This is a genomic window from Staphylococcus sp. GDY8P126P (assembly GCF_017891965.1).
Lineage (GTDB): Bacteria > Bacillota > Bacilli > Staphylococcales > Staphylococcaceae > Staphylococcus > Staphylococcus saprophyticus.
On record NZ_JAESKG010000002.1, the window covers coordinates 565,050 to 576,989 of the forward strand.

10 protein-coding genes are annotated in these 11,940 nt (G+C 35.1%); 2 read left to right on the forward strand and 8 right to left on the reverse strand.

All coding sequences use genetic code 11. The features are described from left to right. Positions 1-30 precede the first annotated feature (30 nt). The 6 genes from KA893_RS05315 to KA893_RS05340 all read right to left on the reverse strand — a co-directional run bounded on the left by KA893_RS05315 (position 31) and on the right by KA893_RS05340 (position 7,375). The gene (locus KA893_RS05315; protein WP_069821684.1) at positions 31-1,089 is read right to left on the reverse strand and encodes a PIN/TRAM domain-containing protein; all 1,059 of its coding nucleotides are present in this window, start codon (positions 1,087-1,089) and stop codon (positions 31-33) included. Positions 1,090-1,150: 61 nt separating this feature from the next. Beyond that, positions 1,151-2,521: a DNA repair protein RadA gene (gene radA / locus KA893_RS05320; RefSeq protein ID WP_037539109.1), complete on the reverse strand. Its 1,371-nt coding sequence runs from the start codon at positions 2,519-2,521 to the stop codon at positions 1,151-1,153. Positions 2,522-2,868: 347 nt separating this feature from the next. Continuing rightward, positions 2,869-5,331: an ATP-dependent Clp protease ATP-binding subunit gene (locus tag KA893_RS05325; RefSeq protein WP_002484178.1), complete on the reverse strand. Its 2,463-nt coding sequence runs from the start codon at positions 5,329-5,331 to the stop codon at positions 2,869-2,871. 11 nt (positions 5,332-5,342) lie between these two features. Beyond that, entirely contained in the window at positions 5,343-6,353 is a 1,011-nt protein-coding gene (locus KA893_RS05330; RefSeq protein WP_069819507.1) for a protein arginine kinase, read from the reverse strand. Next, entirely contained in the window at positions 6,346-6,897 is a 552-nt protein-coding gene (locus KA893_RS05335) for a UvrB/UvrC motif-containing protein (RefSeq protein WP_011303853.1), read from the reverse strand. The genes KA893_RS05330 and KA893_RS05335 overlap by 8 nt, the downstream gene beginning before the upstream one ends. 16 nt (positions 6,898-6,913) lie before the next feature. After that, entirely contained in the window at positions 6,914-7,375 is a 462-nt protein-coding gene (locus tag KA893_RS05340; protein WP_002484181.1) for a CtsR family transcriptional regulator, read from the reverse strand. A gap of 156 nt (positions 7,376-7,531) precedes the next feature. On the opposite strand from KA893_RS05340, the gene KA893_RS05345 reads away from it, so the two are divergent. Further along, positions 7,532-8,746, forward strand: coding sequence for a NupC/NupG family nucleoside CNT transporter (locus tag KA893_RS05345; protein ID WP_011303855.1), 1,215 nt, complete (start codon positions 7,532-7,534; stop codon positions 8,744-8,746). Between the two features lie 62 nt (positions 8,747-8,808). Here KA893_RS05345 and pdxT read toward each other — a convergent pair whose 3' ends face one another. After that, positions 8,809-9,384 (reverse strand): pyridoxal 5'-phosphate synthase glutaminase subunit PdxT, encoded by a 576-nt coding sequence (pdxT, locus tag KA893_RS05350; protein ID WP_011303856.1) that lies wholly within the window; start codon positions 9,382-9,384, stop codon positions 8,809-8,811. A 1-nt stretch (position 9,385) separates the two neighbouring features. After that, positions 9,386-10,273, reverse strand: a complete 888-nt coding sequence (gene pdxS, locus KA893_RS05355; protein ID WP_011303857.1) for a pyridoxal 5'-phosphate synthase lyase subunit PdxS — start codon at positions 10,271-10,273, stop codon at positions 9,386-9,388. Between the two features lie 100 nt (positions 10,274-10,373). On the opposite strand from pdxS, the gene pdxR reads away from it, so the two are divergent. Next, entirely contained in the window at positions 10,374-11,753 is a 1,380-nt protein-coding gene (pdxR, locus tag KA893_RS05360) for a MocR-like pyridoxine biosynthesis transcription factor PdxR (protein ID WP_041079567.1), read from the forward strand. The last annotated feature ends 187 nt before the right edge of the window (positions 11,754-11,940 follow it).

The window sequence follows — 11,940 nt, forward strand, 5'->3', positions numbered from 1 at the left end:
TTGCTACAGTTTCACATGAAACCCTACATTTTAATTTAATTTTTTCGCAAAAATAATTCTACCCGATGAAGTTTGTAATAAGCTAATCACTTCTAAATCGATATGTTCGCCAATGTGTTTTTTAGCGTTATCCACAACAACCATCGTTCCATCGTCTAAATAACCAACTGCTTGCCCAGACTCTTTACCCATTTTTGTAAGTAATAGACTGAATCGGTCACCTTGATGTACAGAGGGCTTGATTGCTTCAGATAAATCATTCACATTAAGTGCTTGGATTCCTTGCACATGACATACTTTATTTAAATTAAAATCTGTCGTTATAATGTGCGCTCTATAATGTTGCGCTAATTTAATTAACAATGCATCAATATCGCTATGCGTTTTCGTCGGATGAATAATTCTAGTCGGATGATTTGTATCATATAAAGAGTTTAATATATCTAAACCACGTTGACCTTTCTCACGTTTCACACTATCATTGGCGTCCGCAACGACTTGAAGTTCGTTGATTACACCTTGAGGAATTAATATTTCACCATCAATAAATCCACATTCAATAATGTCTAAAATTCGGCCATCTATAATTGCACTTGTATCTATAATCTTTGGCACTGCGTTTCGTGCATTGATAGACATAGAACGCGCCATATTTTCTGGTAAAAATAGCAACATTTCGTCACGTTTTCGCAAACCAAATTGGAAGCCGAAATAACCTAAAATAATTGTAATAATGATTGGTACAAAATGATTGATGATGTTGTTGCCGATAATTTGGAATATAAAAGATATCATAACTGAAATCAGTAAGCCTATCATTAGTCCAATTGTAGCAAATAAAATTTCTACTGCGCTTTGACGCATAATTGTTCGTTCTAATTCTTTTAAAGCAAGTGTTGCTTTTTTAATAAACCAACCAAATATTAAAAAGAAAATTATAATACCTAGTAGTCCATTAAAATACGTATTAGTTAATAATGATATATTACCTAGCCCTATATCATCAAAGATTTCTGGCAAAAGGTATACACCTATACTTGCACCTAAAATGATATAGCACAAGATAACAATAAGTCTTATCATGTTCACAAGTTAACGCTCCTTTCTTCCGACAATTATTCAACCTTATATTATTAAAGCATAATTATTTTTAATGTTTTGTTAATGCGTATTTTAAAGCTTCATGAACACTTTTAACCCCAATTACTTTTATACCTTCAGGAAATTGCCATCCCCCGATATTGGACTCAGGGATAATCACACGTTTGAACCCTAATTTTTCAGCTTCTTGGACACGTTGTTCTATTCGAGAAACACGTCTGACTTCTCCAGTAAGACCTACTTCACCGATGAAACAGTCCAAGCCGTCCACCGTTAAATCTTTAAAGCTTGAAGCCGTCGCAATAATGATACCTAAATCTACTGCTGGCTCAGTAAGTCTCACACCACCCGCAACTTTGATATAAGCATCTTGCTGCTGAAGGAGATAATTTTCTTTCTTTTCTAATACGGCCATGAGCAAACTCAATCGATTATGATCTATGCCCGTTGCCATACGTCTCGGATTATTAAAAGTTGTCGGTGTCACTAATGCTTGTACTTCAATCAATAAAGGTCTCGTACCTTCCATGGTAGAAACAATCGTGGAACCTGGTACATTGGCTGAACGTTCTTCAAGAAACATTTCCGAAGGGTTTTTAACGCCTTTCAAACCTGTTTGCTTCATCTCAAAGATACCCATTTCATTTGTAGAACCAAAACGGTTTTTCACAGCTCTTAAAATACGATATGCGTGGTGTTCATCACCTTCGAAGTAAAGCACTGTGTCCACCATATGTTCAAGTAAACGCGGCCCAGCGATTTGACCTTCTTTTGTTACATGTCCGACAATAAACGTCGCAATATTCATCTGTTTAGCTATATTCATTAAGCTCTGCGTACTTTCTCTAACTTGTGACACCGAGCCTGGTGCCGAGCTGATTTCAGGGTGGAATATTGTTTGTATAGAATCCACAACAAGTAAATCTGGTTTAATTTGTTTAACCGTTTCATGGATTACTTCTAAATCTGTTTCGGCAAATACATTTAATTCACTAGAATCTTCATCTAATCTTTCCGCTCTTAATTTCGTTTGACTCAATGATTCTTCACCAGTGATATATAATACGTTTTTAGATTGGGATAATGATGCACAAATTTGTAATAGTAATGTCGATTTCCCAATACCAGGATCACCACCAATTAAGACAAGTGAACCATTAACAATACCTCCACCTAGTACGCGGTTAAATTCGTTTGAATTTGTTTTAACCCTAGGTGTTGTTTCATGTTTAATTTCATTTAATTTTTGTACTTTAGATACATTGTCTCGACTGCGTACGCCATGTTTTGGACTGGCTGCCTTTTGTTCGACAATTTCTTCCATTTGATTCCAACCGCCACAGTTTGGGCATTTCCCCATCCATTTCGGTGACTGATAACCACATGCCATACATTCAAAAATCACTTTCTTTTTAGCCAAACAGCACCTCCACCTTTCATTGAACAAATCTATTTTAAACCTCTGACTATTTAAAAACAAATTTTATTCTCAGCAATAATAATTCTCTCAATTAATATGTATATTTCTTAAATTAAAATTATGTATCATTTCAACGTTTCTCATATTGATATAAGCTATTTTTATAAAATACCACGTCTAACGTTTAAGTACCAATCATATTATAGCTTGAATTTACAAATAATAGTATGAATGCATCATGTTGTAAGTTAGTTTCCAATGATAATTTGATAATTTAACCCTTTATACAGAAAAAGAACCTAGGACATGCGATGATGTCCTAGGTCCTAACATTAACTTTATTGATATTATGATTCAGATGTTTCTTTATCTTTAGCTGAATCTTGTCTTTCCGTAATATCATATTTGAATTCTTTACCATCGTGATCAATTTTAACTTCTTTACCTTCAATTTGGTTACCGTCTAAAATCAATTCACTCAAGTTATCTTCAACTGTTTTTTGAATAGCACGAATAAGTGGTCTTGCACCATACTCTGGATCGTAACCTTCTTCGGCAATTTTCTCTTTAGCCGCTTCTGTAACCGATATATTAATATCTTGTTCAGAAAGTCGATTAGTAAGTTTGTTAACCATCATTGTCACAATTTGTTTCAACTCATCTTTAGAAAGTTTGTGGAATACAATGATATCATCAACACGGTTTAAGAACTCTGGACGGAAAGCATTTTTCAATTCTTTCATCATTGTCTTGCGAATTGATTCATAATCTTGACCTTCTGTAGCGCCACCAAAACCAGCAAAACGTTGATCTTGTAATTCTTGCGCGCCAACATTTGATGTCATAATAATTACCGTATTACGGAAGTCAACACGACGACCTTTGGTATCTGTTAGATGACCATCGTCTAACACTTGTAGCAAGATGTTAAATACATCTGGATGTGCTTTTTCGATTTCATCAAATAAAATAACAGAATAAGGTTTACGTCTTACTTTTTCAGTTAATTGTCCACCATCGTCATGTCCTACATAGCCTGGAGGAGCACCAACTAAACGGCTGACAGCATGTTTTTCCATGAACTCACTCATGTCAACGCGGATCATAGCATCGTCTTCACCGAACATAGACTCTGCTAACGCACGTGCTAACTCAGTCTTACCTACACCCGTAGGTCCTAAGAAAATAAAGCTACCGATTGGACGTTTAGGATCTTTCAATCCAGCTCTTGCACGTCTCACTGCTTTACTAATGGATGTCACTGCGTCTTTTTGTCCAATCACTCTATTGTGTAGTGTATCCTCTAAGTTAAGCAGACGATCTGATTCTGTTTCATTAATCTTAGTCAATGGAATACCTGTCCAACCAGCGATCACTTCACCGATATCTTCTTCAGATAATGATGTGTTATCACCGTTTTGAGTATTCTTCCAATTCGTATTAGCTTCTTCATATTGTTTTTCTAATTTAGTTTGTTTATCACGAAGATTTGCCGCATTTTCGAATTCTTGAGCATGTACTGCAGCATCTTTTTCATTTTTGACTTGTTCAATTTGTTGTTCAATTTCTTTTAAGTTTGGTGGTGTTGTATGACTTTTCAGTCTTACTTTTGAACTAGCTTCATCAATTAAATCAATCGCTTTATCTGGTAAGAAACGGTCTGAAACATAGCGATGACTCAATTTAGCAGCTGATACCAATGCTTCATCAGAAATATTGATACGGTGATGTGCTTCATAGCGATCACGTAAACCTTTTAAGATTTCAATAGTGTCTTCTACTGTAGGTTCATCTACTTGAACAGGTTGGAAACGACGTTCAAGTGCTGCATCTTTTTCAATATTATTACGATATTCATCCAATGTTGTCGCACCGATACATTGTAGCTCTCCACGTGCTAAGGCTGGTTTAAGAATATTTGAAGCATCAATCGCACCTTCTGCGCCACCAGCACCAACTAGTGTGTGTAATTCATCAATGAATAATATCACATTACCTGCTTGGTGTATTTCTTCCATAACTTTTTTCAAACGTTCTTCAAATTCACCACGATATTTCGTTCCAGCCACTACTGTTCCCATATCTAATGACATTACACGTTTTCCTTTTAATGTTTCAGGTACTTCATTATTAACAATTGCTAGTGCTAAACCTTCCGCAATTGCTGTTTTACCAACACCTGGTTCACCAATTAATACAGGGTTGTTCTTAGTACGACGACTTAACACTTCAATGACTCTTGTTATTTCTTTATCTCTGCCAATCACTGGATCTAACGTACCGTCTTTAGCGATAACAGTTAAGTCACGTGCAAGACTATCCAATGTTGGTGTGTTATTTGATTTGTTTGCTTGTGCATTTTTGTTGCTCATTTCAGGGCTACCTAACGCTTTAACAACTTGTGCACGTGCTTTTGTTATATTTAAATCTAAGTTTGCAAATACGCGTGCTGCGACACCTTCATTTTCTCTGATTAGACCAAGCAAAATATGCTCTGTTCCAACAAAGTTATGATGTAATTTTCTTGCTTCATCCATTGATAATTCTATAACTTTTTTCGCACGAGGTGTGTAGTGCAATGCACCCATTTGTTCTTGACCATGGCCAATTAATTTTTCTACTTCTTCAACAACTTTTTCTTCAGTAATCTCAAAAGTTTCTAAAACTTTGGCAGCAATACCTTCAGGTTCTTTCATTAAACCTAAAAGTAGATGTTCTGTTCCTATATTTGAATGGTTTAAACGAATTGCTTCTTCTTGAGCATGTGCTAATACACGTTGTGCTCTTTCTGTAAGTCTTCCAAATAGCATAGCGCAACCTCCTAATTTATATGTTCTCTTAATATATCTGCTCTTTTTTCATTAACAGTTCTATCATCTTCATCATCTAATAAAAATGGTGATTGTATCGCAACCATCAGTTCATTAAACTTGAAGTCTTCTAATTCAATGTATTCTAAATCAATACCCAGTTTGACCTCACTTAATCTTAGTGAAGCTTCCTCCATAGATATCAGTCTACTATATTTTAATATACCTAACGAACGATACACTCTATCTAATGTTTCAGTATAGTTATGTCGGTTTAAGCGTTCACGAATCTGCATTTCTTCATTAATAATTTGTTGAACGACTTCTGATAAACTTTCAATGATGTCTTCTTCAGTTTTTCCTAATGTAAGTTGATTTGAAATTTGATAGATATGACCATAAACTTGCGAACCTTCTCCATAAATGCCCCTAATTGTAAAACCGAAACGATTGATTGTTTGTGCAATTCGATTCATTCGTTTCATAATCGTTAGGCCTGGTAAATGCAACATAACACTTGCTCGCATGCCTGTACCAATGTTTGTTGGACAAGTTGTTAAATAGCCTAAAGTTTCATCAAAACTTACATCTAATTCACTGTCTAGTTTATCGTCAATCTCTGAAGCTTTTTCGTATAATGAAGATAAAGATAAATCATTTCCCATCGCTTGAATACGCAAATGGTCTTCTTCATTTACCATAATGCTTAACGATTCATCCTCGTTCAGTAGCACTGCCGATGCAGGTTGTCTGATTAATTCTGGACTAATAAGATGTTTCGCGACAAGTTTATATTTACTTTGCTGATCCATTGCGTCTAATCGTTGGACAGCTAAATCGGGAAGCGCATCTTGTACTTCATTAATAATTCTAAAACCATCTTGTTCAGACGGAAACATGAGTGGGTGCACATGGTTTTCAAGATTTCGTGCTAAACGAATCCTTGATGACATAACGATGGGACTTTCTTCTCTATCTCTCATCCATTCACTCATATATGCACTAATATCATTTTTACTCATCATGTTTCACCTCGCTGTCCTCTTTTAATGCCTTGATTTCATCACGAACAACGGCAGCTTCTTCAAAATTTTGCTCTTCTATCAATTGATTTAGATAAGAAGATTTTTCCTCAATTTGTTTTTTTAAAGCCAATTTTCTATGTGAAGATCTCGGTGTTTTTCCAATGTGCTCAATTTGACCACCTTGTACGCGTCGTACAATATCGACTATGTCATCTTTAAATGTCGCATAGCAGTCTGCACAACCAAATTTACCAACATGTGCAATATCTTTTAATGTCATATGGCAAGTTGGACAGCGTTTCTCTTCTTTAAAAGCAATTTCATCAAAATCGATACCATGTTTAGCAGCTAGATGTTGCAAGATTTGTTTGACTACAAACGCACCTTCGATATCATCTTGGGCTTGGATTTGTTGATTTTGTGTCCAAGGATTACCGCCTTGTGCACACGTGGAACATACCCATTTTTCATTTATACCATCTTGCCCTTTCACTGCCAATTTCACTTCTGCTTCATTCAAATGACAATTTTCGCATAGCACGACGCAACACCTCGCTTTAATAATAATTTATAACATGTAACAATCTTTTAATTATATTTGCTCGGATAATATCTCTAGATAGTATATCCATCTTCAATGTTTCTCTATCTATTACAGCGTATATCATTTTTGCTTCTCGCTCATTAATATATGATTTATCTAACAAACCATCCACAATGTAATATGCCTGTTGCTGTGAAATAGATGGCCCTACTAATTGAAGTAAGTGATTAATGTAACCTGTTTCGTCTCTATTTTCAATTTTAGTGATTCGAATGTAACCACCGCCACCTCTTTTACTTTCAATTTCATAGCCATGTTCATTTGTGAAACGTGTTTTGATTACATAATTAAGCTGAGAAGGCACACAGTCAAAACGCTGCGCAATATTGGTTCGTTGAATTTCAACAACGTCTTCATTGGTGTCTTCAAATAATTTTTTAATGTATTGTTCTATGATGTCGGACATGTTGTGCATGATTATCACCTCTTTTGACCTTCTTTGACTATATTATATGACCAACTTTGACCTTTTTCAACCAATATGTTTTAAAATTTTTAAATTAAACATGTAAGTGCTATCAATTTTATTGTATTATAGAAGTTAAGAAAATTTAAAAGGGATGAATAACTTATGCATATAATTATCGGTTTAATTGGGATAGTAGTGTTTCTTGCATTAGCGTTTCTATTTAGCTCAGATAGAAAAAACATCCGATGGCAATATATCGGACTATTGTTAGTCATACAACTTGTATTCGCATTTATTTTACTTAAAACGAAATTCGGTATCACAGTCATTGGCGGCATATCAGATGGCTTTAACTATTTATTAGCAAAAGCAGCAGAAGGTGTAAACTTTGTTTTTGGTGGTTTTGAATTTGTAGATCCAAAGAACCCTCCATTCTTCTTTAATGTATTATTACCAATCGTATTTATTTCTGCATTAATTGGTATTTTACAATATACGAAAATCCTACCATGGATTATTAATGTACTTGGTTTAGCTATTTCTAAAATAAATGGTATGGGTCGTTTAGAATCTTACAATGCTGTTGCGGCAGCCATTTTAGGACAATCTGAAGTGTTTATTTCATTAAAGAAAGAATTAGCTCATATACCTAAACAACGCCTTTATACTTTGACGGCTTCAGCGATGTCTACAGTATCAGCTTCCATTATTGGTGCCTATTTCACCTTAATCGAGCCACGTTACGTTGTTACGGCAGTCGTATTGAACTTATTTGGCGGTTTCATTATCGCTTCTATCATTAATCCTTATAAAGTAGATGCCAAAGAGGATAAACTAATCGTTCAAGAAAGTGAAGCAGGGAAGCAATCTTTCTTCGAAATGTTAGGCGAGTATATTTTAGACGGTTTTAAAGTAGCAGTTATTGTAGGAGCAATGTTAATTGGTTACATAGCAATTATCGCGTTACTTAACGGTCTTGTCAGTGCAATATTCACTGGTATTTCTGGAGGTAGCATTACTTGGGACTTCCAAACACTTATCGGTTTCGTATTTGCACCATTTGCCTTCTTAGTTGGTGTTCCTTGGAACGATGCTGTACAAGCTGGTTCTATTATGGCGACAAAATTATTATCTAACGAGTTCGTTGCCATGCAAAGCTTAAGCCAAGTGAAAGATATGAGTGAACATGCGAAAGGTGTTATTTCAGTCTTCGTCGTTTCATTTGCGAACTTCAGTTCAATCGGTATCATCTCAGGCGCTATCAAATCATTGAACAATGAAAAAGGTGACATGGTTGCACGTTTCGGATTAAAACTATTATTCGGTGCAACTTTAGTTTCATTTATTTCAGCAGCTATTGCAGGATTCTTTATCTAATTTAAACATAAAAGCAGTCATGTATATTTAAAATACATGACTGCTTTTTACTATATTTATTTTTAAACTTTTTCAGTAAGTGTCGGTTTGACAATTGCTTCAATAAAATACTGTGTCACTCTATAATCATCTGTCAATTCAGGATGGAATGATACACCTAAATAACGTCCTTCTTGAACGGCAACAATTTTATCACCAACTGTACTAAGTACATCAACATCACCATGTGTCGCTTCAATATGAGGTGCTCTGATAAATACGCCTTCGATATCTTCCGCAATGCCTTTTACATCTAATTCACTTTCAAAACTATCTACTTGTCGTCCAAATGAATTTCTTTGAACTGTGATATCGAGTTTATCTAAGTAGCCATCTTCCCCAGAAATCTGTTTAGCCATTACAATAAGACCTGCACATGTGCCAAACATTGGTAATGTTGATTGCTGTAAGGCTTCTTTGAAACCATATAAATTCATTAATCTACGCAATGTTGTGGATTCTCCACCAGGTAAGATCAGACCATCAATCTCTTCTAATTGTTCAATTCGCTTAATTGCAACGCCTTCGTGACCGCTTAATTCTATGTGATGTATATGCTCTCTGACTGCACCTTGAAGTGCTAATACACCAATTTTCATATTACCAACCACGCTCTTGCATACGTTCTTCTAAAGACAGGTCATTGATATCTAAACCTTTCATCGCTATACCTAGCTCTTTTGCTAAACGACCAATTAATTCATAATCTTGATAATGTGTTGTTGCTTGAACAATGGCTTTTGCAAATTTTTCTGGATCTTCAGATTTAAAAATACCTGATCCTACAAACACACCATCTGCGCCTAATTCCATCATTAAAGCGGCATCTTGAGGTGTCGCAACACCACCTGCTGCAAAATTAACTACTGGTAATTTACCATTTTCTTTAATATTTTTTAATACTTCATATGGCGCACCAATATTTTTAGCTTCTGTCATAATCTCATCGTCATTCATAACAGTTAAACGACTTACTTCAGAATTAACTTGTCTCATATGTCTTACTGCTTCCACAATATTACCAGTACCAGGTTCACCTTTCGTACGTAACATCGCTGCACCCTCACCAATACGACGAGCTGCTTCACCTAAATTACGACATCCACAGACAAATGGTACTGTAAATGTATCTTTTCTTAAATGATATTCTTCATCAGCAGGTGTTAATACTTCAGACTCATCGATATAATCTACACCCATAGACTCAAGTACACGTGCCTCCGTAATATGACCGATACGTCCTTTCGCCATGACTGGTATTGAAACAGCATTCATTACTTCCTCTACAATTTTTGGATTAGCCATACGCGCTACGCCACCTGCTGCTCTGATGTCAGATGGTACACGTTCTAACGCCATGACAGCAACCGCTCCTGCTTCTTCCGCAATTTTAGCTTGCTCTGCATTTACAACGTCCATAATGACGCCGCCTTTTTGCATTTCTGCCATGCCTCTTTTAACTCTCTCTGATCCAGTAACTTTAGACATATCTGTATTACCCCTTTACTTAGTTGATTAAATTCATTTTAAGAGATAAACTGGTATTTAAAAAGGTACAATTTCAAAATAATTTAAGGGGTCAGATTTTATGGAAAAACGACATCTATATATAGAATTATATGAAAACTTGAAGCAACAAATTATAGAAGGACAATATCAATCTGGTGATAAATTTCCTTCTAAACGTGCCCTTGGCCAACATTTATCCGTAAGTAATACAACAATCGAGCACGCGTATCAATTTTTATTAGATGAAGGCTATATATATTCCAAACCACGTTCTGGTTATTTCGTTTCAGATATTGAAACATTACCTATCATTAAAAGAAATCATAGTCAGTTAAATGGACCATCTTTAGACATGATTTCTAACAATCGTCATAATGACCAATCATATCAATATGCTTTTAATCTATCTGAAATTGATGCCGAATACTTTCCCATGCTACAATTTAGAAAGTATGCACGTGATGTCTTTGAAGATGATCAACTCGGTTTACTACAACACACAAATCCCAAAGGAGAGTGGTCATTGCGTCAAGAAATCGCTCATTACCTTTTTAACAGTCGTGGTGTTACTTGTCATCCAGAGCAAATTATCATTGGTTCCTCAACAGAACAGCTTATTAATTTGCTCACAGATATGTTAAGTAAAGAACAGTTTATTATTGAAAACCCAAGTTACCCACCAATCAAACAAGTACTCGATAAGAAGCAAATCCCTTATCTTCAGACACCTGTTAATAAAACAGGGATTGACTTAAACTATTTTAGCCAAACCAATAATAATATTGCCTATGTCACACCGTCTCACCAGTTCCCTACAGGCTACGTAATGAATTTAAAAAAAAGAACCCAACTTATAAATTGGGCACATCAAAATGAATATAGATATATTATTGAAGATGACTACGATTCCGAATTTCGTTACTTCGGAAAACCAATACCTGCGTTACAGAGTTTAGATACCAAAGACAAAGTGATCTATATAAGTACATTTTCTAAATCCCTTTTCCCAAGTTGTAGAATAGCTTATTTAGTTTTACCAAAAAAATTGTTAGCACAATATGAACATTTAAAAAACAAAGAAGGTAACACCGTACCTGCACATTTACAAAAAATAGTAGCTAATTTTATGGAATCAGGTAGTTTCGAAAGGCATCTTAACAAAATGAGAAAAGTATATAGCAGAAAACTAAAATTCATTCTAGAAAAACTAAAACCGTATGAAGATCAATTACAAATAGATGGTGCACTTGCTGGCATGCACTTCACTTTAACTGTAAAAAACGGCTATTCAATGGATCAGTGCCTTAAAAACGCTGCAAACAACCAATTGAAAATTCTACCTTTTTATCACTATGATAAAAACCAAACATCTGTGAAATTTATTTTAGGTTTTGGAGGGATACCCTTTTCAAAATTAAATGATCATACCAACGCATTAATAAATAGTCTATGTCTATAATATGATTATTAATTTTTTATTGCTCAAATTTCCCTAACATTTTTTTACCATTTCGATAACGTGTTACTTTTCAATTTATTGAAATTAGTAACACTTATGCAAGTGCTTTAGCACTTGTTTATTCGAAATTAACTTGTAGCTCGCTTCGTCTTTTGCTCAGTTCGTCAGCTTCAAACGCTTTCTCATA